Below are 21,314 nucleotides of genomic sequence, written 5' to 3'. Positions count from 1 at the left end.
TTGTTGCGGATAATAGGCTATGCGACAGCGCCGGGCGACAAAATTGCCGGGCTCGTCAAATTTCGCGATCCGGATTTTCGCGAAACGCCGCAGAAAAAAGGGAAGTTAAGCGGCCGGCCCAGAAAGACAGAGGGCTTGACTGGATTTAAGGTGTGCCGTACCCGCCTAAGATGAATCGGGCGGTTACCGTATTACCGTTACCGAGATATTCCAAACTATCGAAACTCAATTGCCGGGCCATCGCGATACCGCGGCCATGGATATCGAAAGCCCGCTCGGGAGAGAAGTCCATGTATTCCGTCCAATCGAAACCGTTGCCCTGGTCGGCGATGGTAAAACTCAACTCATCCCGGCCGCGCTGGAAGCTAACCTCGGCAAAGCGCTGGGAATACTCGGGCAATTGCAGCCGGCGGTTGATTTCTTCTATCCAGGTGCCGGCCAACACATAACGGCCTTTTTCGGCATAGCGGATTCCCAGGTTGCCGTGTTCGACGGCATTGACCAACAGCTCTTGCAAACCCTGCACCGCCCGTTCCGGCTCCGGGCAGGTGCGGGCCAAGTGGGTCGCTAGTACCCGGGCATTCTCCAGTGTCTGGAAACGGAACCGGCCTTCCTGCATTAAAGCCAGCGGCCGTTCCGCGCTGCGCAGGTTTTCCTGCATCCGATGCTGTTCGTTGCGCTGTTCCAGCGCAGCGTCGACTACCGCCAAAAGTACTTCGGGCTGAAACGGCTTGGTAAGATAGTAATAGGCGCCCTGGTTCAAACCCTGCTGGATGCTGTTTTTATCGCTACGCGCGGTTTCGATGATCACCGGAATACTGGCCAGGATCGGGTCGCTTTTGATCAATCGCAACAACTCGATCCCGTCGAGGCTGGGCAAACCCCAGTCGAGCAACACCAAATCGTAGGCGGCCGGATTGGCTTGCAGCTTTTCCCAGGCATGCATGCCGTTACGGCAGACATCGATTCGGTAACCTCGGGTCTGCAAGATGCTTTCTATGACAATCGAAATGATTTCTTCGTCTTCGACCAACAGTACGCTCTGAGACGTATTCATGCCGCTACCTCTTGGGAGTATCGGGATAGTGGTGGGCAATATCGCAGTAAAAATCGAAATCGGCCAAAAATACGTCGGCCATATCCGGATCGAAGTGCCGGCCGCGGCCCTCGGCGATAATTATTTTGACATCGGCCGCTGGCAACGGCGGTTTGTAGACTCGCCTGGATATCAAGGAATCGAACACATCGGCAACGGCCATGATCCGTGCCGAAACCGGGATCGCATCGCCCGCCAGGCCGTCCGGATATCCGCCGCCGTCCCATTGTTCGTGGTGCCACTGGGCGATTTCCTTGGCCAACGTCAAAAACTCCACGTTGCGGGTCGCATCGCATTCGGCCATTTCTATCGCATCGCGGCCCAATTTGGCATGGGTCTTCATGATCTGCCACTCCTCGACCGTCAACGGTCCCGGCTTGTGCAAGATGGCGTCCGGGATCCCGATTTTGCCGATGTCGTGCAACGGTGCCGAACGGGTCAGCAATTGGACGTAATGATCGCTCAAAACCCCGGAAAACCGCGGATGTTGCTGCAGCGATTCGGCCAAATGCTGGACGTAGGCTTGAGTGCGCAGAATGTGGTATCCGGTTTCCGGGTCGCGGATTTCGGCCAGATGGGCCAGAGCCCGAATGCCGATATTTTGGATCAACTCGTTTTCCCGCATCCGCCTGGCCACTTCGGCTTCCAGATAGGCATTCTGATTGCTGAGCCAGTCGCGCGCCTGTTTCAGTTCCAACTGGGTCCGTACCCTGGCCATCACAATCTGCGGCAAAATCGGTTTGGTGATGTAATCCACCGCGCCGGCGTCCAGGCCGCGCAATTCGGACTCCATACTGTCCATCGCCGTAACGAAAATCACCGGAATAGCGCTCGTTTGCGGATTGGCGCGCAGGTTTTCGAACACTTCGTAACCGTCCATCTCCGGCATCATCACATCCAGCAGAATCAAATCCGGGCATGGTTGGCTGGCCGCCACCTGCAGCGCTCGCACTCCCGTGGTCGCCACTCGCACCCGATAGTCCGGCTGCAGCAATTCGCTGAGTACGGTGACGTTTTCCGGCGAATCGTCCACCACCAAGATGGTCTGCATTTTTTTGTCGTTCATAGAGTGTTCGTAGCGAAATAGCGCACTGGCCAAGCCTCAGAAAAACCAAACTCGTTGCGGGATTACACCGGGGAGGATTATTGCCGTTATGGCGGGTTTAGAAACGTACCCCGGCAACAACTCACTTCGTGCCGGACTTTGCACCGACCCTCTCCCCGAAAACACGGTATGCGGCGAACCGTGCCTAGATACTTTAGTCTATTTTCGCCAGCCCGCGAGCCAAGCCGGTCTGGCCTGACAACGGAAAAGACCGGATAATTGCCGGTTTTCTCCGAATTCGCCAAATCGACATGCTATTTACTTTGAAATCCGCCGACGGTTTCGCCCGCCGCGGCCAGTTGGCCTTTGCCCGCGGCGTGGTGGAAACGCCGATTTTCATGCCGGTCGGCACTTACGGCGCGGTCAAGTCGCTGACACCGGAAGACCTGGAATCGCTGGGAGCGCAAATCATTCTGGGCAACACCTTCCACTTGCTGCTGCGGCCCGGTATGGACGTGATGAAAGCCCACGGCGATCTGCACGATTTCATGCGCTGGCAAAAGCCGATTCTGACCGATTCCGGCGGCTTTCAGGTGTTCAGTCTGGGCGCGTTGCGCAAGATCAGCGAGCAAGGCGTGACCTTCAAATCGCCGGTCAACGGCAGCAAGATTTTCATGGGGCCGGAAGAATCGATGCAGGTGCAGCGGGATTTGGGTTCCGACATCGTCATGATCTTCGACGAATGCACGCCCTACCCGGCCACGTTTCAGGAAGCGGCCGACTCGATGCGGCTATCGCTGCGTTGGGCCGAGCGTAGTAAACGCGCCCACGAGGGCAACGATTCCGCCCTGTTCGGCATCGTCCAGGGCGGCATGTATCCGCAACTGCGGGAGGAGTCTATCGCCGGCCTGACCGGCATCGGTTTCGACGGCTACGCTATCGGCGGCTTGTCGGTCGGCGAACCGAAACACGAAATGCTGGCGACGCTGGACGCGATCCATCAAAAGATGCCGGCCGACAAACCGCGCTATCTGATGGGCGTCGGTACGCCGGAAGACTTGGTCGAATCGGTACGGCGCGGCATCGACATGTTCGATTGCGTGATGCCGACCCGCAACGCCCGCAACGGCCATTTGTTCACCCGCCACGGCGTGATCAAAATCCGCAACCAGCAGTACCAGTTCGATACCCGGCCGCTGGACGAAAACTGCGCTTGCTATACCTGCCGCAATTACTCGCGCTCGTATTTGAAGCACTTGGACAAATGCAAGGAAATGCTGGGCTCGCGTTTGAACACGATCCACAACCTGCATTATTACTTGGAATTGATGGCCGGCATCCGCGCCGCGATCGAGGCCGGCCGCTTCGCTCAATTTGCCGAAGAGTTTTATGCGCTGCGCGGCATGCGGCCGCCGGCTGCTGCCGAATAGAACGCCGAACTAGCGGCTGCGCAGCATTTCCAAGGCCAGCTCGGCCATGTTGCGCGAACCGCCGCCGCGGCCGAGCTGGCGCTTGACCTCGCGCAAGCCGCCGATGCAGCTTTCCCGGTATTGGCTGTCGTCGAGCAAACGCCGGATTTCCGCGGCCAGATTGTCCGCCGTCAATTGTTCCTGGATCAACTCCCGGACGATCGCCTTGCCGGCAATGATATTGGGCAGGCCGATGAACGGAATTTTGACCAAGCGTTTGCCCAGCCAATAACTGAATGCGGCCAGCCGGTAGACGATGACCATCGGCACTTCCAGCAAGGCGATTTCCAGCGATGCGGTACCGGACGTAGTCATGACTGCGTCGCAGCATTGGATCGTATCGTAAGGCCGACCCTTTATTATCCGCACCGATATTTGCGCCTGTTGCAGATGCGCGGCCAGTTCGGCATCCGTAATCGAATCCGCCTGCGGTAACACGAATTGCAACTGCGGCCGCTCGGCAGCCAGTTTTTCGGCGGCCGCCAGCATCACCGGCAACATGCGTTTGATCTCGTTGCCGCGGCTGCCCGGCAACAAGCCGACCACGGGCTGCGCCGGCTCCAGATTGAACAAGGCTAAATCTTCGGCCTTGCCCAGCCGCGGCACCACCTTGTCCACCGACGGATGGCCGACGTAACGCACCGGAACCTGTTCGGCCTCGTAATAGCGGGTTTCGAACGGGAAAATCACCGCCATCATATCGATCGCCTTGCCGTAAGTCTTCACCCGCCCCGGCCGCCAGGCCCAGACCTGCGGGCTGACGTAAAACAGCACCTTTACGCCCTGGCGTTTGGCGAACTGCGCCAGTTTCAAGTTGAATTCCTTGTAATCGACGCAGACCAGTAAGTCCGGCTTCTCGGCGGCGACAATCCGTTTCAGCGCGGCCAGCGCCCGGCGGATTTCGCCGTAATGTTTCAAGATTTCCACCAGGCCGATCACGCCGATGCCGGACGAATCGACCCGAATCTCAATACCGGCCTGGCGCATTTTGGCACCGCCCATGCCCAGCCCTTTGATGCCGGGGCAAAGCTGTTGCATCTCTGCGAACATGTGGGCGGCGTGTTGGTCGCCGGAGGCTTCGCCGGCGCTAAACAGCACCGTGTAGGAGGCTTGGGAGTCGGTCATGGCGTGCGGCGGACCGCTCGGCGCAGTGTCCGCCCTGGATTATTTGAAGGTTAGGCTTGAAATACGCCGCGGATCACGCCGGCGATTTTGCGAACGTTGTCGTCGCTCAGGTTGGCGCAAATCGGCAACGACATGCAGCGCGCCGCCACCGATTCGGTTATCGGCAACGACACGCCGGCGCATTCGGCCTTGAACACGTTTTGCTGATGCAGCGGCACCGGGTAATAAATCGCGCTCGCGATCTGTTGCTCCTGCAAGGCTTTCATGACCTCGTCGCGGCGGTCGCACAGCAAGGTGTATTGGTGGTAGACGTGCACGCCGATGCCGTCTTCGTAAGGCGTGGCTAACGGCAGATCGGCCAGCAGCTCGGAGTACAGGTGTGCGGCATGGCGGCGGGCAGCGTTATATTGGTCGATGCGCTTCAACTTGGCACGCAGTACTACGGCCTGCAATTCGTCCAGCCGACTGTTGTAACCGACCACATCGTGGTAATAACGCACTTCCGAGCCGTGGTTGCGGTATTGTTTAACCTTGGCCGCGGTCGCATCGCAATCGGTTGTGACCAAGCCGCCGTCGCCGAAGCAGCCCAGATTCTTGCTCGGAAAAAAGCTGAAACCGGCGGCATTGCCGAAACTGCCGGTCTGCTTGTTGTAAACCGTAGCGCCGAAGGATTGAGCGCAGTCTTCTATCAGTTTCAGGCCATGCTTATCGCAGATGGCCTTGATCGCCGGCAAGTCGGCCGGCTGGCCGAACAGGTGCACCGGCATCACCGCCTTGGTTTTGGCGGTGATGGCTTTTTCGATATTTTCCGGCGTGATGTTGAAGCTACCCGGATCGATGTCGACGAACACCGGCGTCGCGCCGACGTATTTGATCGCTTCGGCCGTGGCGATGAAGGTAAAGGCGCTGGTGATGACTTCGTCGCCGGCGCCGATGCCCTCGGCCAGCAGGGCCAGATGCAAGGCGTCGGTGCCGGAGGCACAACCGATGGCGTGTTTGACGCCCAAATACTCGGCCGCCTCTTTCTCGAACGCCTGCACGTTAGGCCCCAGAATGAATGCGCAATTGTTCAGGGTTTCGCTGAAACCGCCGACGATTTCATCTTGGATTTCCGCATATTGCGCTTGCAAATTGACCATCGGGATCATAGTGGCCGCCCTTTAGCGATGGGTTAAGAATTTGGTGATTTCGATCGCGGTAGCCAGCGCCTTGCGGCCGGCTTCGCCGGGAACCAGCGGATTTTCGCCGGTTTGGATGCAATTGACAAAATGTTTGATTTCTTCCAGCAGCGCGTCGCCGCTCTCGAAAGTCAGTTCCTCTGTGACGATTTCCGGGATGCCCGGAAACATCTCCTTGTCGCCGGTGTTATGCTTGACCAGCACCCGATTCTGAAAATCGACCGAGACGTAGGAACTGGGGCGGAACATGCGCATCTTGCGCTCCATTTTCATGCTGATCCGGCTGGCGGTAACGTTGGCGACGCAGCCGTTTTTAAAAGTGATGCGGGCGTTGGCGATGTCGGTACCCTGAGTCAATACCGCGGTACCGCTGGCATCGATTTTTTCGATCTCGGAATTGACTAAGGCCAGGATGATGTCTATATCATGAATCATCAGATCCAACACCACGCTGACGTCGTTGGCGCGGGGATTGAATGGCGACAAACGGTGCGATTCGATGAACAGCGGCTTTTCTTCCAAGGTCTCCAGTCCGCGCACGGCCGGATTGAAACGTTCCAGATGGCCGACTTGCAGAATCACATTGCGCTCCTTGGCGATTGCGATCAATTCGTCGGCTTCTTCGACGGTCACCGTAATTGGTTTTTCCACCAGAACGTGAGTGCCGGCCTGCAAAAAATCCTTGGATACGCTGTGGTGGTAGCTGGTAGGTACCACGATGCTGACCGCATCGATTTGGCCGAGCAAAGCACGGTAATCGGTCAAAGCCTGGGTGCCGTGCTTTTCGGCGACCTGGCGCGCCGCCTCTTCGTTGATGTCGACGACAGCCACCAGTTCGCAGTTTTTTAACGATGCATATTTTTCCGCATGAAACTTCCCCAAATATCCGGCGCCTATTACGGCACATTTCAATTTACTCATAGACGACCTAAGCACGATTCGCGGTTTCCCGGCCGTCAACCACACGCCGCCGGGCATAAAAAGCCGGCCATTGTATCACCAGAATGGGACACGAATAAGCAGCTTGCCAAACTGCCGGCGCTTTCTCTTGCATTACTGGAAAACACATCTAACCTTGGCTTTCGAAACGAAAATGTAATCCTTTTCTTACACAAGTAAAAACTGATGCTGCCGACCAAACATAAATATTTTTTAGCGGTGTTGAGTTGTTTAGCACAGCCTTACGCCCACGCCACGTCAGCCGACGACGAGCATATCCGTAAAATCGTGCAAGGCATGCTGCAGGAAAAGGACCGGAAAATCGAGCAGCTCGAAGCCCGGGTCCGACAACTGGAACAGGCACTGACTTCGGCGGTTAACACAACGCAGGTGCTGGCAGCCAAGCAGCCTGCCGCACCGGAAAAAACCGTGGCGTCCACCAAGGCGGAACCGTCGGTCGACAGCAAGCTGAAAGCGTTGGACAAAAAGGTAGCGGAATTAAAGGAAGCAGCTGAAGCCAACGGCTTGGTCATGAGCGGATTCTTCGACATCAACGCCAAGACCGGCAATTCCACCGACCAAACCTTCAGCGTCGGCTCGGTGGAACTGGACCTGGACTACGTTCACGACGATCACTTCGGTGCCAGCTCGGCCTTGGTGCTGTGCGGCAACTCGTCAAATGCCGACTACGGTGCGCCGGGGGCGGTGTTTTGCGGCAACAGCGGTCCCGGCGCATTGAGCGGCGGTAGCACGATGGCAGGCATCGCCGTCGCCTTGGTCGACTACCATCTGTTCAATGACCGCATCCCGCCACGTGGCCGCATTTTCAACAATAAAGGCCTGCATATCCAGGCCGGCCGTTTCGACTTGCCGTTCGGCAGCGATTACCAAAACTTCGCCAACAAGGACCGGGTCACCGTGACCGCACCGCTGACCACGTCGCGCATGCAATTGGGCGGCTACAACGCCGACGGCTTGCGTTCCTATGGTAACTTCGACTGGTTCAACTATTCAGTATTCTGGACCGATGCCTTGTATGCCAACGACGGCCATACCATCGGTGGCCGACTGGGTGTGGCCTTGGGCCAAAACGCCTATAAGATCCACGACGCCCACCCGGAAGGCATCGAACTCGGCATTTCGCATTTGAGCGAGCTGGACGGCGAAAATCGGATTCGCAATACCGTCTACGGCGCCGACCTGGCCGTCGGCTACGGTATCTGGCGCTTGCAAAACGAATTCATGCTGCTGAACGCGCACCAGCAGGTATTTCTGGACCAGGATGGCGACGGCAACCCACTGCCGATCATCGTGGTCGGCCCGAACAACAATCCATTCGGTAAGGGCCACCAGTTGGGTTACCACTCGACGTTGACGCTGGATCTGGAAAGCCTGGCGAAAATGCCGGTCATCGCCTTCGCCCGTTACAGCCGTTGGCAGCCTTCGCAAAACCTGGGGCTGGACTTCGACGGCAGCACCGTCGCAATCAACGACCTATCGATGCTTAGCCTGGGCTTCAATTACAAATTCAGCGACCACTTGCAGGTCAAGTTCGAATACGACGATTCGCTTGGCACCGAAACGGCGGAACGCTACTTCGACCGCAAACTCGGTATTGCCCAAATCGTAATGTCGTTCTAGCCATGAAAAAATCAACCACGCTACTGCTGATCGCCGCCGGCGCCGGCCTGTTGTTTTACGGCCACGTTGCATCCACGGCGAGCGACAATCCGCATGCCGTTTCCCGGCAAAACATGCAATCGGATTGCGCCGTTTGCCACCTGTCGCAGCCGGAACTGAAAGACGACAACGTGCTGTCCAGCAAAAACCTGACGCTTGACCAAAGCGCCTTCAAACTCGACGGCGTGGCAATGTGCGCCTCCTGCCACAATCCCAACCAAGGCCATAAGGTGGGATTGAACATCGATTTTCCGGTACCGGCGGACCTGCCGCTGAATGAGGAAAACGATATTACCTGCCTGACTTGCCACTATACCCACGGCAAGTTGGACAGCGACCGGCCGCAAGCCAGCCACAGCTTCATGGACAAACTGATGAATTCGGAACGCTTGCGCAAAAGCTTTTTACTGCGCCGTAACAATAGCGACGGCGAGCTGTGTTTAACCTGTCACAACGTCAACTAAGGCTCAACCATGAACAATACCGTACAACGCCGCCAAATCTTCATCAAAAAAGAGTTCCAGGGCCGCTTCATCCTCGGCGCCTTTGCGCTGATCCTGTTGTCCGGCCTGTGCTCGGCGCTGTTGATTTACTGGATGACCGGGGGCGACCTGCAAGCCCAGGCGCAATCGGCCCACGCCAATATCGTCAACGCTGCGGAACGGCTGGGCATCTCGATCATGATCGGCAACGTCGTCGCCATCGTGATGGCCGGCGCGATTGCGGTGGCCGGAGTGCTGTACGGATCGCACAAAATCGCCGGTCCGCTGTACCGCTTCGAAACCCTGTGCCGCGAGGTCGGCGAAGGCAAGCTGGATACCGTCACCAACCTGCGCGAAAACGACCAGCTTCAGGAATTGGCCCAATCGTTCGCGACAATGGTCGGCAAGTTGCGCGACCGCCGCGACCGGCGCCAGCGCCTGATCGCCGAACTAAACCGGCAGATCGGTTTGTGCGCGCTAAATAGCGGCAATGACTTGTCGGCAAGCCAGCACGATGCCATCGCCGCCATGGCCAATTTGGTGGCGGAACTGGAAAAACTCGATAAATAACCAACCAACTTTATGCTCAAAGACCTGACAATCAAAACCGCACTGACTTACATCGCCTTAGCGCTGTTTGCAGCTAACCTGTTGTTCTTAGCCTCGCTGTGGATTGCGTTCTCCAGTATCGACGACAGCCTTACCGACACCACCAAAAAACAAGACACTTCCGATGCGCTATCGCACGTCCGTTTTCACGTGGTGCAGATTCAACAATTTTTGACCGATGTCGGCGCGACGCATACCGAAGACGGTTTCGCCGACGCCGAGCAAAATCTGGCCGAAGCCTTCAGAAACCTGGACGAGGCCGCCAGATTGCAACCGAATTTGCAAACGAAAGCGGACGAGTTGAAAACCAAAATCCGGACCATGTACGACGCCGGCGTAAAAATGGGCTGGGACTATATCAAGCTCGGCAACGAAGCGGGTACTGCGACGATGAAGGCCCCGGTCGTCGGATTGGACGACACGGCGGAAAGCCTGACCATGGAGCTGTCGACATTAACCGATCAACTGGATCGGGAATTAGCCCTTGCCAAACAAAAGCTAAGCACGTCCTTGCATGAATACAGCGCATCGCGTATCGCCTTTTCGATCGCACTATTGCTGTTCGTCGTTACCTGTTTGGCGCTGCTGTACTTCAAAATCGAACCGCCGCTAAACGCACTGCAAAAATCGTTGGAAGTCATGAAACAGGGCGGCGGCGACCTGACCCGACGGATTCCACACGAAGGCCGCGACGAAATCGGCAGCATCGTCAAACTGTTCAACGAATTTCTCAGCATGTTGCACGGCCTGATGCGGCAGGTGGCCATGGAGTCCGAGCAACTGACCAGTTCGTCCAACCGGCTTAGCCAAATGTCGGAACGGGTACAACAGGACATTTTCAAATCGCAAATGGGCGCCAACCAGGTCGCGACCACGGTGACCGAGTTGTCCGCCACGGTCACCGAAGTATCGAACAACACCCACGACGCCGCGCAAACCGCCCAACAAAGCAGCCAGGCAGCCAATAACGGCAAGGCGGTCGTTACCCGCACCGTACATTCGATCCACGCGCTGTCCAACAACATCGACCGCGCCAGCCAGGTGATCGGCAGCGTCGAACACGACTGCGTCAACGTCAGTTCGGTGTTGGACGTGATTCAAAGCATTGCCGACCAGACCAACCTGTTGGCCTTGAACGCCGCCATCGAAGCGGCCCGCGCCGGCGAGCAGGGCCGCGGCTTCGCCGTCGTGGCGGATGAGGTCCGCACCCTGGCCAGCCGTACCCAGGAATCCACCCACGAAATCCAGGCGATGATCGAAAAGCTGCAACAAGGCTCCCGCCAAGCAGTCAAGGCGATGACGGAGAGCCAGACCCATACCAAGGAAACCGTCGCGGTGATCGAAAGCACCGGAACGCTGCTGGACGACATCTCGGCGATGGTGGAACGCATCTCGGAGATGAATGCGCACATATCCGATGCGGTGAAGGAACAGAAGATCGTAGTCGAACACATCAACCAGAATGTGATCGCAATTAACGAAGCCACGGTCAACAATACGGCCGACGCCGAACAAACCGCCCGCGAAGCTCATCATTTGCAGGATATCGCCGGCAACCTGCAAAAAGCCATTTCCCAATTCAGATTGTAACCGACGCTCCGCCGCCCGGCGCGGGCGGCGTTAACGGCTATTGACGCGAACCTTAACTGCCTCGGTCCAATTTGATCCAGCGCAACCGGTTGGCGTTGCTGACCACGGTAACCGAGGACATCGCCATCGCCGCGCCGGCGATCATCGGATTCAGCAAGATGCCGAACATCGGATACAACAAGCCGGCCGCAACCGGAATGCCGATGGTGTTGTAGATGAAGGCTCCGAACAGATTCTGCTTAATGTTGGCGACCGTCAATTGCGATAGCGCAATCGCCTCCGTAATTTTCAGCAAGGACCCTTGCAGCAAGACAATGTCGGCGCTCTCGATCGCTACGTCGGTACCGGCGCCCATGGCAAAGCCGACATTGGCCTGGGCCAGCGCCGGTGCATCGTTGATACCGTCGCCGACCATACCGACCAACTCGCCCTGCTGCTGCAACGCCTTGACCGTTTCGGCTTTGTCGACCGGCAAGACCTGCGCCCGAAATTCGTCGATACCGGCCTGGGCAGCGATGGCCTTCGCGGTAATTTCGTTATCGCCGGTCACCATCAGCACCCGGACCCCGCGGCGTTTCAATTCCAGCACGGCCTGAGCCGAATCGGGTTTGATCGGATCGGCCACCGAAACCACGCCTACTACGGTCTGCTCTACCGCCAACATCATCGGCGTCTGGCCTTTTCCGGCCAATTCCGCCAGCTTATCCCGGCACACGGCGGTATCGACCCCGTGCTCGGCCATTAATGCGGCGTTGCCGAACAGCCATTGCCGCTCGCCGATCCGGCCGGTTACGCCGTGTCCCGCCACAGCCTGGAAGCGTCTGACTTTTTCCAAGGCTAGCGAACGCTGTTCGGCCGCAGCCAAAATCGCTGCCGCCAACGGGTGTTCTGAGCCGGATTCCAGACTAGCCGCGAGTTGCAACACCTGGGCTTGGTCGTACTCGCCGAACGCCATCACCTCGGCCAAGGCCGGTTTGCCGGCAGTCACCGTGCCGGTTTTATCCAGAATCAGACAGGTCAGTTTGCCGGCCGTCTGCAGGGCTTCGCCCTTACGGATCAAAATCCCGGTTTGCGCCGCACGGCCGACAGCAACCATGACCGAAATCGGCGTTGCCAAACCCAACGCGCAAGGGCAGGCGATTACCAACACCGTCATCGAGGTGACAAAGGCATAACCGAAGGCCGGCTCCGGACCGATCGCCAGCCAGATAAGAAAGGTCAGAACAGAAATCGCCACCACCGTCGGCACGAATACTGCCGAAATTTTATCGGCCAGTCTGGCGATGGCCGGCTTGCTGTTTTGCGCCTGGCGTACGCTTTGAATGATATGCGCCAGTGCCGTGTCGCGGCCGATATGAGTGGCCGTGAACAAAAAACTGCCGTGACCGTTGATCGAGCCGGCGGCAACGCTGTCGCCGACGTTTTTCTCGACCGGCATTGATTCGCCGGTGAGCATCGATTCGTCGACGCTGGAATGGCCTTCCACCACGGTACCGTCTACCGCGATCTTTTCTCCAGGCCGCACCCGCAAGGTTTCGCCGAGGCCAACCTCTTCTATCGGCACATCACTCTCTTTGCCGTCGCGCAAAACTCTGGCCGTGCGCGGCTGCAAGCCGATCAAGGCCCTGATCGCCGCCGAAGTCTTGCCGCGCGCCCGGGTTTCCAGGGCGCTGCCCAGGTTGATGAAGGCCAGAATCACGGCCGAGGCTTCGAAATAAGCGTGCGCCGACAAAGACGGCAATTGCGCGGAATAGTCGATGACGATGCAGGAATAAAACCAGGCAGAGCCGGTACCCAACGCAATCAAGGTGTCCATGTTGGCCTGCTTCACGGCCAGCAACTTTAACGCGCTATGGAAAAAATGGCCGCCGGAGTAATACAACACCGCCAGGGTCAATAGCGCGACTTCCGACCAAAACACCGTACCGGCTGATGTGCCCATCGCCGGGAACAGGTCGATATGGGCTCCCAGCATCAACGGCAGACCCAACGCGCCGGCGACGGCCGCTTTGCGCATCAAATCGCGGTAACGTTGTTCTTCCTGAGCTTCCTCTTCCGCCGGGTCTTCCAGGCCTTCCATCACCGCCGCGTCGTAACCGGCGTCCTTCAAAGCCTGCTTCATCGTCTGCCGATCGGGATTGCCCACCACTGTCGCGGAATGGTCGGCAAAATTAACGGCGACCGAAGCCACTCCCGCCACGCCTTGCAAGGCGGTTTCGACGGCGCTGACGCAACCGGCGCAGCGCATGCCCAATATCGACAGGCGAATCTCTTGGTTTTGGCTGATTTCTTCGTATCGGGCGTCTGTCATCGTGCCTCCTCGAACGCCGGCAGCGTCGCCTGCTGCCCGCGGCAAAATTTATTCGACCTTGAAACCGGCGTCGACGATGGTGTCTTCGATCTGGTCGAGACTGGCGAGGTCCGGATCGAATTCAACGTCGACCTGTTTATCCTGGTGCGATGCCTTGACCGATTTGACTCCGGGCAAAGCCGACACTTTTGTGACGATAGTATTTTCGCAACCGCCGCATTTCATGCCGGTGACCGTTAACGTTGCTGATTCGGACATTGTTCCTCCTGTGATTGGTAGAGACTCGCCCCGCCTTGATCTCGACTAAATCTCGACTTACATGATAAAAGGCGGAGCGTAGTAGCATCATAGAGCAATGATCGGGAGCCCGTAAATAAATGACAGATTTTCTGATTGGCCGGCAGCAGATACTAGACCGGCAACTGAATACCTTCGCTTACGAAATTCTGTTCCGCGGTACCGATTTCGACTTGAACTTAAAAGATGGTGCTGCCAACGCCACCAAGCAAGTCATCAGCGATACGTTACTGGAAATCGGCCTGAACGAGCTGGTCGGCCCGCACAAAGCCTTCATCAACTTCACAACCCAGAACATTCTGGACAAGGTCCCGTTGCATCTGCCGAAAGATCGCATCGTGGTGGAAGTGTTGGAAAGCGTGGTCGTCGACGCCGAGATCGTCGCCAATCTCAAGGAACTGTCGCAGCTGGGTTATACCCTGGCGCTGGACGACTTCGTGTTGGCGCCGGAATGGCTGCCGCTGCTCGAATTCGCCGACATCATCAAAATCGACGTGATGGCCGGCACGCTGGACGCCACTCGCAAACTGATCGACCAGCTCAGGCCATATAAATTGACCTTGCTGGCGGAAAAGGTCGAAACCCATGACCAATTCCAAACCCTGCGCGATTGGGGCTGCGAATTGTTCCAGGGTTTTTTCTTCAGCAAACCCAATCTGGTGGAAGGTAAACGCCTCGGCGTCAGCCAGAGCGCAGCGTTGCAGTTGCTGGCTACCGTCAACAAACCCGACGTCAGTTTCGCCGAAATCAGCGGTATCGTCTCCCAGGACGTCAGCATGAGTTTCAAGTTGCTGCATTATCTGAACTCGGCATTTTTTGCGCTGCCCCGAAAAATCGAGTCGATCCAGCACGCCGTGGTCTGTTTGGGCCTGGTCGAAATCAAGCGCTGGATCAACATCCTGACCTTGTCGGCATTATCGGACAAACCGTCGTCGGTGCTGCAAAACGTGCTGATCCGGGCCAAAATGTGCGAGCTGCTGGCCAGGGAAGCTAACGATGAGAGCGAACATTATTTTTTGATCGGCATGCTATCCGGCCTGGATAGCCTAATGGATTCGCCTTTGCCGAAATTGCTGGAACAATTGCCACTGACACAGGAGGTCAACGACGCCGTGCTGCACCATCGGGGCCCCGCCGGCGAAACTTTGAAATTCTGTGTCGCCTACGAACGCTGGGAGCCGGGTCTGAGCACCTACCGCAACATCGCGCCGGAGCGCATCGCCAACATTTATTTGGAAAGTATCGACTGGTGGGCGACGCACATATCGCCGTTACTGGCCGGATAAAACTTCATTTGACTGGTAAAGATCGACTATGAAACGCAAATTACCCTTTTTCTGCCTGGCCGCCTTGTTATCCGCCGGCGTACACGCCGCGGAACTCGGCGAACTCGATACCGAACAACTCGGCGCGATACAACAAAACCAAAACGCGCTGGTGGTAGACATCCGCACGCCGCAGGAATGGCAGGCCACCGGGCTGATTCCGGGCAGCTACAAGCTGCAATCGTTCGATGCCGACGGCAAATTCGACCAGGAAAAATGGCTGGCCGAATTGGAAAAATTGAAAACCTCGCCCGACCAACCGGTGGTCCTGGTATGCCGCTCCGGCAACCGTAGCGCCAAAGTCGGCAAAATGCTCAGCGAACAGCCCGGCATGAATAAAGTGTACCATTTGAACAACGGTATCCAATCCTGGATCCGTTCCGGCCGGCCGGTTGCGCCGGATTGCCTGGCCAGCACCTGCAACTGATATGTCGCTTTACACGATCACCAACCAGACTATCGCCTTGGCAGGTATCGCTCAGGCCTGTTCGCTGGTGCAGCAACTGGCAACGGCCGGCGCCTGCCAAAGCGGGGCCTTGGAAGCCAGTATCGGCAGCCTGTTGAAAATTGACTCGGACAGCGTCACCGACGTTTACGGCGGCCTTGCCGGCATCCGCCACGGCCTGGAGCAATTGCAGACCCAGTTGGGCAGCCGGACGCTGGCGAATCCGGAACAAGCGCGTTATGCCGCGCAATTGGTCTACCTGCAAAAGCGGCTGGCCGGCAAGCCGGACATGTTGGACAGCATTCGGGCCGGCATCAGCCGGGCTCAGGCCCAGGCTGAGCATTTCGGCGTACTGCACGAAAATGTGCTGGCCAATCTGGCCGACGTCTACCACAGCACGATCAGCACGCTACAGCCGCGGATCATGGTCCAGGGCGATCCGCAACATTTGGGCAACCAAGGTACGGTCAACAAAATTCGCGCCGTGCTGCTGGCAGGCATCCGCTCCGCTCACTTGTGGCGCCAATGCGGCGGCAGCCGCTGGAAATTGCTGTTGGCCCGGCAGAAAATCCGCCACGAAGCCCAATTCCTGTTAACCCAAATCTGAAGCGCGGCGATGCCGGAATTACCCGAGGTCGAAACCAGCAGGCGCGGCATTGCGCCGCATATTCTGGGCAAGACGTTCAAGGCGGTCGAGGTTCGCGAGTCGCGGCTGCGCTGGCCGGTAGCGGCCGAACTGGCCGAGGTGCTGACCGGCCAACGCCTGCGGGCGGTCGAGCGCCGCGGCAAATATCTGTTGCTCGGCGCCGAGGCCGGGACTCTGATTTTGCATCTGGGTATGTCCGGCAATTTGCGGATCACCAGTCCGCAACAAATTCCGGGCAAACACGACCATCTCGATTTCGTTTTCGCCGACGACACGGTGCTCAGGTTCAACGACCCGCGCAAATTCGGCGCGGCGCTGTGGACTTCCGCAGATCCGATGCAGCATCCGCTACTGGCGGAACTGGGGCCGGAACCGCTATCGGCCGAGTTCGATGCGCAATACCTGCAACGGCGCGCGGGCCAAAGGATCGCCTGCATCAAAAGCCTGATCATGGACAGCCATATCGTGGTCGGCGTCGGCAACATTTACGCCAGCGAATCGTTGTTTCTGGCCGGCGTGCTGCCCACCCGCGAGTCCGGAAGTTTGCACCGCGAAGAATTCGAACGGCTGGTGGCGGCGATCAAGACCGTGCTGAGCAAAGCCATCGAACAAGGCGGCACTACGCTACGCGACTTCACCAACGCCGAGGGCAAACCCGGCTATTTCAAACAGGCTCTGGCAGTCTACGGCCGCGGCGGCGAGCCTTGCCGGACCTGTGCCGAGCCGGTCCAACACTTGAAAATCGGCCAACGCGCCAGTTATTACTGCGGCCGCTGCCAACGCTGATTGGACTTGTTCAAGCCTGCCAGTCGAACACGGCCGTAACCCGGTTGCCGCAACCGCGGTACTCCAGGCGGGTGCACAGTTTTTCCAGCAACGGAATTCCGCGGCCGCTGTATCCGGAATTGTGTTGCAATTCGGCGCGGCGGCGGCGCCAGTCGAATCCCCTGCCGCTGTCGGCAACCTTAACGATCAACCGACCGCCGGCTTCGGTGGGATAATGAGCGAAAAACAACCGGATTCTGCCGTGGGCCTGAGTTTGCAGACGTTGCTGTTTCAAGTCGTAGAAACGAAGAAAGCCCTCCGGACTATCCTTGCCGGCCGAATCCAACTGCAGCACGCCATGGTCCAGAGCGTTGGCGAACAATTCGTTGACGATCAAGAATATCGCCTGGCGATGGCCCTGCAAGCCCTGCATCTCCAGCAAGGTGTTGACGATCACCGGGACCGGGTTGGTGCAGCGTAAACTATCGATATCGAACTCCATCATCTGTTTCCAGGTCATCGCCGCCAATTTATGGCCGGAGGCGCGATCCCGACTGCAACTCCAAGGTACGCTGTCGACCGCACAATGCAGAATCGCCATCGTGTTGTCGTCTTTCCGCACCGCGCCGCCGGTATGTTCCGCCAACCGGCTTTGCAGCAAATCGAAGTCGCCGCCCGGACTTTGCAGTATGGCCTGCAACACCCGGTCGGCACCGAATAGTTCGCCTCGCGCGTTTTCCGCTTCGAAAACGCCGTCGGTCAAAAGATATAAGCTTTCGTGCTCGCCGACCCGGTGCCGTTGCGGATTGGGCTGGATCGCGGCCTGGATCCCGAGCGGTATATTGGTGGACGAAATCGTACGGTAACTGCGGTCGACACGGTTAACCAGATAATGGTCCGGCAAACCGCAGGCGATGGTTTTCAGCGTCGATTCCTCGGGGTACAGCGCGACCAACGTCGCCGCCAGGAAGCGGTTGGGCGGCAGCATCCGATACAGCTTAGCGTTAATCTCCGCGACGATTTCTTCGATATCGAAGCCTTTGCGGGTCATACCGTAAAACATGTCCGCCAACGGCGCCGCGGCAATCGACGCCGCCAAACCGTGGCCGGTGAAATCGCCCAACAGCAGGTGCAGATGGTCCTCCGGGGTTTTCGCCACCAGCACCAAATCGCCGTTGAACAAGGCCATCGGCGACATAGAGACGGCAACTGCCTCGGTTTCCAGGAAATCGGCTTTCAGTACGCTGTTAAACAACTTGGCGGCCACTTCGTGCTCGAGGTCGGCCGTCTGCCAGTAGCCCAATAACTGGTTTTTCTGCTCGCGCTCGCGCCGGTATAACTCGCGCAAGCGTAGCGCAGACCTAATTTTGAACAACAACAAACCGAAATTGACCGGCCTGAACAAGACCGTATCGACGTCCGCGGCGGCGCACTGCTGCAGCACGGCATCGTCGATCGATTCGCTGATGCGGATGATAGGCAGATAGCTGTCGGCCGCCTCGCGAAGCTCTACCATTCGCCGCCAAGGCCAATCGCGGCAACTGACGAGCAATAGATCGGCCGGGCCCGACTCGACCAGCGCCAAAGCCGCCTCGACCGATGTCGCCGGCCGACAGGCGTAGCCTTGGCCGGTCAGCAGGCTTTGTAAATTATCGGCCTCCGCGTCGGCGTCGGCGTCGGCGTCCCGGAAAAAGACGATTGCTATTTGCATTCTCGGCGAAAATCGAACGAATCGTTGCGCTGCAGCCCACTCGGCGGAACTTCCGCCATTCGCTACCAGCCACTGTTTCTCGCTGGCTTATAATGGCAGCCCCTAACCACGGCCCCTGCAACCATGGCGATATTATTTTTTTCACTCCGCGGCGTCCCGGCCGACGAAATCGAGGACGTCCGGCAACTGCTGGCCGATAACGGTATCGAATTCTACGAAACCTCGGCCGGCACCTGGGGTACGTCGCTACCGGCAATCTGGCTTTACCGCGCAGAGGATCTGCCGGCGGCGAGCGAATTATTCGACCGCTACCAGACCCAGCGCGCCCTCACCCAACGGGCGCATTACCAAGCCCTGAAAAGCAGCGGCGAAGTACTCGGATTCTGGCGGCACAACCTTACCAGGCCGCTACGGTTTCTCGGTTTGGTCATATTGGTCGGATTAGTCGGTTTCGTATCGCTGAAATGGCTGTTCGATCTGGGCCTTTAAGGCGCGGTGGTCAGAATCGTCAACGCCCGTTGCACATGTTCAGCGGCTTCGATTCCCAAATCGGTCAAATAACCGCCGTCGGCTTGGGAAATCAAGGCCTTGCCATACAGGCGGCGGGCGGCTTCGATCATTTCCGGATCGGCATTACCGTGCACCTTGACGCCTTCTTGCGCGCTGGCCAAATTGAACAGCGATAAAAATCGGATTTCCGCGGCCAGTTCATCGTTAAATAACATTGGCATTCCCCCTGTTGTTATGGTTATTTTTCGTTGGCTGTTATGGTCAGCCAAGCATAAATCCGCTTTACCAGCAGATTGTCGTTTTGTAGATAAGCATGCCCCTCGCCGTCGAGGCGGATTTGCCGGTACACCGGATTATCCTTGCCGGCCATGCGCCGCTGCCGGGCAGTGTCTAATACGGACGGCAGATCGAATTCGGCGTAAACATCCAGAAACGGTAAGCCGATCCGTTTGATCTGCTCCAGACTCTGCGCCTGCGGCAGGCGGTCATCGGCGACCGGCAGGCTAACGGCGGCGAACGCCATTACGCCGTCCGGTTTGGCGCTGAGCCGATAAAGCGCCATCGCGGCGCCGACGCCGTAACCGACGACGGCGATCCGTTTGGCACCACCCTGCTGCAAATAAGCCACTCCCGCATCGATTCGCGTCGCGGCTTCATCGAACACGATAAAGTAATCGTCGAGGCTGGCGCCGATTTCCAGAACCGGCATTTGCAACGATAACACCGCCCAACCGTGTTTCGGCAATGTCGAACGTAGCCCGCGAACCACCGGGCCTTGGTCGGGATGGCCGCCCATGTCGTGCAATACGATAGCCGCATCGCGGTTATCGGTTTTTTCGGCGTCGCTATAAAGCCCCAGAAAAGGCTGCCGCTCAGTCTGCAGCCACACCGCGCGGCCGTCAGTTAATTGGCGTTGAATTTGTTCGGCGTAATCCTGTTCCCGACGTTGGTCGCCGGCCGCGGCCGGCAACGCCGCTGCCAGGCAGAACATTGCGAACGCCGACCCGAAGCGCACCGCAGCTAACCGTTGCTGTAGAAACCGCTGAAAGTGTAACGCTCGTGGATATGGCGCAGCAGCACCATCACCACCGATGCCACCGGCAAAGCCAGCAACACCCCCAAAAACCCGAACAAACGGCCGCCGGCCATGACCGCAAACATCACCGCGACCGGGTGCAGGCCGATCTTGTTACCGACCAGCCAGGGTGTCAGCAACATGCCTTCGATGCTTTGGCCGACGGCAAACACGGCAACTACCGGCACCAAGTGCATCGCATCCTGAAATTGCAGCAAGGCCGACATACACGCAAACACGATGCCGGTGATCGCTCCCATATAGGGCACGAAACTGACCAAGCCGGCCATCATGCCGATGACCAGAGCCAATTCCAGATCGACCAGCCACAAACCGAAACTGTAGATGCCTCCCAACGCCAGCATCACGTAAAACTGACCGCGCATGAAGGCACCCAACACGTCGTCGGCTTCCGCGGCCAGTTTCGCCACGGTGCCGGCCGCGCGGCGCGGAAACAAATCGTGGATTCTTCTGACCAATTCGTCCCAATCGCGCAGCAGATAAAAGGTGATGACCGGAATCAACACCAGATTCATGACCCAACCGATCAACACCGCGCCGGAATGCGACACCGATTCGAGCAGGTTTTCGCCGACGCCGCCGTTTTGCCAGTGGTTCCGGATCATGTTCAGTAATTGCTCTTCCCGTAGCGGACGTATACTGCGGCCGAAGTATTTCTGCAGATCCGGAATGACAGCCTTGTTGATCCAATTCAAGTAAGACGGCAATTTATCGATGAACTCGCCGATCTGGTACTCGAGCGCAGGAATGATCACGACCAGCAAGGCAGCGATGGTAAAGATGATGCCGGAAAACACCACGATCACGGCCAGCGTGCGATTGAGGCACCAACCGCGCCATTGCAGGGTTTCCAGACGGTCGACCAGGGGGTCGCCCAGATAAGCCAGAATTGCGGCGACCGCAAACGGCATCAATACCGGTGCCAACAAATAGAGCAAGCCACCGAAACCGGCGACGAAAGCCAATACCAACCACTTCTGCGAATCGCTCATCTC

The 21,314-nt window shown here is 57.8% G+C and carries 21 protein-coding genes; 10 read left to right on the top strand and 11 right to left on the bottom strand.

From position 1 onward, the window contains the following. Positions 1 to 145: 145 nt before the first annotated feature. Together NP603_RS12035 and NP603_RS12030 are read right to left on the bottom strand one after the other, a co-directional pair. On the bottom strand, positions 146 to 1,057 hold the full coding sequence (locus NP603_RS12035; RefSeq protein WP_256611127.1) for a response regulator: 912 nt from the start codon (positions 1,055 to 1,057) through the stop codon (positions 146 to 148). 4 nt (positions 1,058 to 1,061) lie between these two features. After that, entirely contained in the window at positions 1,062 to 2,162 is a 1,101-nt protein-coding gene (locus NP603_RS12030; protein WP_256611126.1) for a response regulator, read from the bottom strand. A 290-nt stretch (positions 2,163 to 2,452) separates the two neighbouring features. Between NP603_RS12030 and tgt the strand changes: the two genes are divergently transcribed. Further along, on the top strand, positions 2,453 to 3,571 hold the full coding sequence (gene tgt, locus NP603_RS12025) for a tRNA guanosine(34) transglycosylase Tgt (protein ID WP_256611125.1): 1,119 nt from the start codon (positions 2,453 to 2,455) through the stop codon (positions 3,569 to 3,571). A 9-nt stretch (positions 3,572 to 3,580) separates the two neighbouring features. On the opposite strand, the gene lpxB is transcribed toward tgt, so the two are convergent. Genes lpxB through NP603_RS12010 form a run of 3 tightly spaced genes read right to left on the bottom strand, consistent with a single transcriptional unit; the run spans position 3,581 to position 6,834 of the window. Then, the gene (gene lpxB, locus NP603_RS12020; protein WP_256611124.1) at positions 3,581 to 4,735 is read right to left on the bottom strand and encodes a lipid-A-disaccharide synthase; all 1,155 of its coding nucleotides are present in this window, start codon (positions 4,733 to 4,735) and stop codon (positions 3,581 to 3,583) included. Between the two features lie 50 nt (positions 4,736 to 4,785). Then, positions 4,786 to 5,883, bottom strand: a complete 1,098-nt coding sequence (locus tag NP603_RS12015; protein WP_256611123.1) for a DegT/DnrJ/EryC1/StrS family aminotransferase — start codon at positions 5,881 to 5,883, stop codon at positions 4,786 to 4,788. 12 nt (positions 5,884 to 5,895) lie between these two features. After that, positions 5,896 to 6,834: a Gfo/Idh/MocA family protein gene (locus NP603_RS12010; RefSeq protein WP_256611122.1), complete on the bottom strand. Its 939-nt coding sequence runs from the start codon at positions 6,832 to 6,834 to the stop codon at positions 5,896 to 5,898. Positions 6,835 to 7,038: 204 nt separating this feature from the next. Here NP603_RS12010 and NP603_RS12005 point away from each other — a divergent pair, with 204 nt between their 5' ends. Genes NP603_RS12005 through NP603_RS11990 form a run of 4 tightly spaced genes read left to right on the top strand, consistent with a single transcriptional unit; the run spans position 7,039 to position 11,213 of the window. Next, positions 7,039 to 8,493: a putative porin gene (locus NP603_RS12005; protein WP_256611121.1), complete on the top strand. Its 1,455-nt coding sequence runs from the start codon at positions 7,039 to 7,041 to the stop codon at positions 8,491 to 8,493. A 2-nt stretch (positions 8,494 to 8,495) separates the two neighbouring features. Beyond that, positions 8,496 to 8,996 (top strand): multiheme c-type cytochrome, encoded by a 501-nt coding sequence (locus tag NP603_RS12000; RefSeq protein WP_256611120.1) that lies wholly within the window; start codon positions 8,496 to 8,498, stop codon positions 8,994 to 8,996. A 9-nt stretch (positions 8,997 to 9,005) separates the two neighbouring features. After that, positions 9,006 to 9,584, top strand: a complete 579-nt coding sequence (locus tag NP603_RS11995) for a hypothetical protein (protein ID WP_256611119.1) — start codon at positions 9,006 to 9,008, stop codon at positions 9,582 to 9,584. A gap of 12 nt (positions 9,585 to 9,596) precedes the next feature. Further along, positions 9,597 to 11,213 (top strand): methyl-accepting chemotaxis protein, encoded by a 1,617-nt coding sequence (locus NP603_RS11990; RefSeq protein ID WP_256611118.1) that lies wholly within the window; start codon positions 9,597 to 9,599, stop codon positions 11,211 to 11,213. Positions 11,214 to 11,265: 52 nt separating this feature from the next. On the opposite strand, the gene NP603_RS11985 is transcribed toward NP603_RS11990, so the two are convergent. Beyond that, entirely contained in the window at positions 11,266 to 13,524 is a 2,259-nt protein-coding gene (locus NP603_RS11985) for a heavy metal translocating P-type ATPase (protein ID WP_256611117.1), read from the bottom strand. 48 nt (positions 13,525 to 13,572) lie between these two features. Then, the gene (locus NP603_RS11980; RefSeq protein WP_256611116.1) at positions 13,573 to 13,782 is read right to left on the bottom strand and encodes a heavy-metal-associated domain-containing protein; all 210 of its coding nucleotides are present in this window, start codon (positions 13,780 to 13,782) and stop codon (positions 13,573 to 13,575) included. A gap of 119 nt (positions 13,783 to 13,901) precedes the next feature. Here NP603_RS11980 and NP603_RS11975 point away from each other — a divergent pair, with 119 nt between their 5' ends. The 4 genes from NP603_RS11975 to mutM are packed head-to-tail and all read left to right on the top strand — an operon-like array spanning position 13,902 to position 17,023. Next, positions 13,902 to 15,107, top strand: coding sequence for an EAL and HDOD domain-containing protein (locus NP603_RS11975; RefSeq protein ID WP_256611115.1), 1,206 nt, complete (start codon positions 13,902 to 13,904; stop codon positions 15,105 to 15,107). Between the two features lie 28 nt (positions 15,108 to 15,135). Beyond that, positions 15,136 to 15,573: a rhodanese-like domain-containing protein gene (locus NP603_RS11970; RefSeq protein WP_256611114.1), complete on the top strand. Its 438-nt coding sequence runs from the start codon at positions 15,136 to 15,138 to the stop codon at positions 15,571 to 15,573. 1 nt (position 15,574) lies between these two features. Beyond that, positions 15,575 to 16,198 carry a high frequency lysogenization protein HflD gene (gene hflD, locus NP603_RS11965; RefSeq protein ID WP_256611113.1) on the top strand — a complete coding sequence of 208 codons (624 nt, stop codon included), beginning with the start codon at positions 15,575 to 15,577 and terminating at the stop codon, positions 16,196 to 16,198. Between the two features lie 9 nt (positions 16,199 to 16,207). Next, entirely contained in the window at positions 16,208 to 17,023 is an 816-nt protein-coding gene (gene mutM / locus NP603_RS11960; protein WP_256611112.1) for a bifunctional DNA-formamidopyrimidine glycosylase/DNA-(apurinic or apyrimidinic site) lyase, read from the top strand. A gap of 10 nt (positions 17,024 to 17,033) precedes the next feature. Here the strand turns inward: mutM and NP603_RS11955 are convergent, their stop codons facing one another. Further along, positions 17,034 to 18,713 carry an ATP-binding SpoIIE family protein phosphatase gene (locus NP603_RS11955; RefSeq protein ID WP_256611111.1) on the bottom strand — a complete coding sequence of 560 codons (1,680 nt, stop codon included), beginning with the start codon at positions 18,711 to 18,713 and terminating at the stop codon, positions 17,034 to 17,036. Between the two features lie 123 nt (positions 18,714 to 18,836). Between NP603_RS11955 and NP603_RS11950 the strand changes: the two genes are divergently transcribed. Continuing rightward, positions 18,837 to 19,202, top strand: a complete 366-nt coding sequence (locus NP603_RS11950) for a DUF6164 family protein (RefSeq protein WP_256611110.1) — start codon at positions 18,837 to 18,839, stop codon at positions 19,200 to 19,202. Here NP603_RS11950 and NP603_RS11945 read toward each other — a convergent pair. The 3 genes from NP603_RS11945 to NP603_RS11935 are packed head-to-tail and all read right to left on the bottom strand — an operon-like array spanning position 19,199 to position 21,311. Then, a complete protein-coding gene (locus tag NP603_RS11945; RefSeq protein ID WP_256611109.1) occupies positions 19,199 to 19,438 on the bottom strand; it encodes a TIGR02647 family protein in 240 nt (79 codons plus the stop codon). The two genes, NP603_RS11950 and NP603_RS11945, sit on opposite strands and share 4 nt — an antisense overlap. A gap of 23 nt (positions 19,439 to 19,461) precedes the next feature. Then, positions 19,462 to 20,214: a DUF3530 family protein gene (locus tag NP603_RS11940; RefSeq protein ID WP_256611108.1), complete on the bottom strand. Its 753-nt coding sequence runs from the start codon at positions 20,212 to 20,214 to the stop codon at positions 19,462 to 19,464. A 29-nt stretch (positions 20,215 to 20,243) separates the two neighbouring features. Beyond that, positions 20,244 to 21,311, bottom strand: a complete 1,068-nt coding sequence (locus NP603_RS11935) for an AI-2E family transporter (protein ID WP_256611107.1) — start codon at positions 21,309 to 21,311, stop codon at positions 20,244 to 20,246. Positions 21,312 to 21,314: the final 3 nt, after the last annotated feature.

This window comes from Methylomonas aurea (genome assembly GCF_024505045.1).
GTDB classification, from domain to species: domain Bacteria; phylum Pseudomonadota; class Gammaproteobacteria; order Methylococcales; family Methylomonadaceae; genus Methylomonas; species Methylomonas aurea.
The sequence above is the reverse complement of the archived record's forward strand: the minus strand, read 5'-3'. Positions and strand labels throughout refer to the sequence as shown.

Excerpts from the sequence above, each read along its gene's own strand:
- NP603_RS11955 (WP_256611111.1), bottom strand. The coding sequence starts at position 18,713 with ATGCAAATAGCAATCGTCTTTTTCCGGGACGCCGACGCCGACGCCGAC.
- NP603_RS11950 (WP_256611110.1), top strand. The coding sequence starts at position 18,837 with ATGGCGATATTATTTTTTTCACTCCGCGGCGTCCCGGCCGACGAAATC.
- NP603_RS12010 (WP_256611122.1), bottom strand. The coding sequence starts at position 6,834 with ATGAGTAAATTGAAATGTGCCGTAATAGGCGCCGGATATTTGGGGAAG.
- NP603_RS12035 (WP_256611127.1), bottom strand. The coding sequence starts at position 1,057 with ATGAATACGTCTCAGAGCGTACTGTTGGTCGAAGACGAAGAAATCATT.
- mutM (WP_256611112.1), top strand. The coding sequence starts at position 16,208 with ATGCCGGAATTACCCGAGGTCGAAACCAGCAGGCGCGGCATTGCGCCG.
- NP603_RS11940 (WP_256611108.1), bottom strand. The coding sequence starts at position 20,214 with ATGTTCTGCCTGGCAGCGGCGTTGCCGGCCGCGGCCGGCGACCAACGT.
- NP603_RS11935 (WP_256611107.1), bottom strand. The coding sequence starts at position 21,311 with ATGAGCGATTCGCAGAAGTGGTTGGTATTGGCTTTCGTCGCCGGTTTC.
- NP603_RS12005 (WP_256611121.1), top strand. The coding sequence starts at position 7,039 with ATGCTGCCGACCAAACATAAATATTTTTTAGCGGTGTTGAGTTGTTTA.
- NP603_RS11990 (WP_256611118.1), top strand. The coding sequence starts at position 9,597 with ATGCTCAAAGACCTGACAATCAAAACCGCACTGACTTACATCGCCTTA.
- hflD (WP_256611113.1), top strand. The coding sequence starts at position 15,575 with ATGTCGCTTTACACGATCACCAACCAGACTATCGCCTTGGCAGGTATC.
- NP603_RS11980 (WP_256611116.1), bottom strand. The coding sequence starts at position 13,782 with ATGTCCGAATCAGCAACGTTAACGGTCACCGGCATGAAATGCGGCGGT.
- NP603_RS12000 (WP_256611120.1), top strand. The coding sequence starts at position 8,496 with ATGAAAAAATCAACCACGCTACTGCTGATCGCCGCCGGCGCCGGCCTG.
- NP603_RS11945 (WP_256611109.1), bottom strand. The coding sequence starts at position 19,438 with ATGTTATTTAACGATGAACTGGCCGCGGAAATCCGATTTTTATCGCTG.
- NP603_RS11995 (WP_256611119.1), top strand. The coding sequence starts at position 9,006 with ATGAACAATACCGTACAACGCCGCCAAATCTTCATCAAAAAAGAGTTC.
- lpxB (WP_256611124.1), bottom strand. The coding sequence starts at position 4,735 with ATGACCGACTCCCAAGCCTCCTACACGGTGCTGTTTAGCGCCGGCGAA.
- NP603_RS12030 (WP_256611126.1), bottom strand. The coding sequence starts at position 2,162 with ATGAACGACAAAAAAATGCAGACCATCTTGGTGGTGGACGATTCGCCG.
- NP603_RS12015 (WP_256611123.1), bottom strand. The coding sequence starts at position 5,883 with ATGATCCCGATGGTCAATTTGCAAGCGCAATATGCGGAAATCCAAGAT.
- tgt (WP_256611125.1), top strand. The coding sequence starts at position 2,453 with ATGCTATTTACTTTGAAATCCGCCGACGGTTTCGCCCGCCGCGGCCAG.
- NP603_RS11975 (WP_256611115.1), top strand. The coding sequence starts at position 13,902 with ATGACAGATTTTCTGATTGGCCGGCAGCAGATACTAGACCGGCAACTG.
- NP603_RS11970 (WP_256611114.1), top strand. The coding sequence starts at position 15,136 with ATGAAACGCAAATTACCCTTTTTCTGCCTGGCCGCCTTGTTATCCGCC.
- NP603_RS11985 (WP_256611117.1), bottom strand. The coding sequence starts at position 13,524 with ATGACAGACGCCCGATACGAAGAAATCAGCCAAAACCAAGAGATTCGC.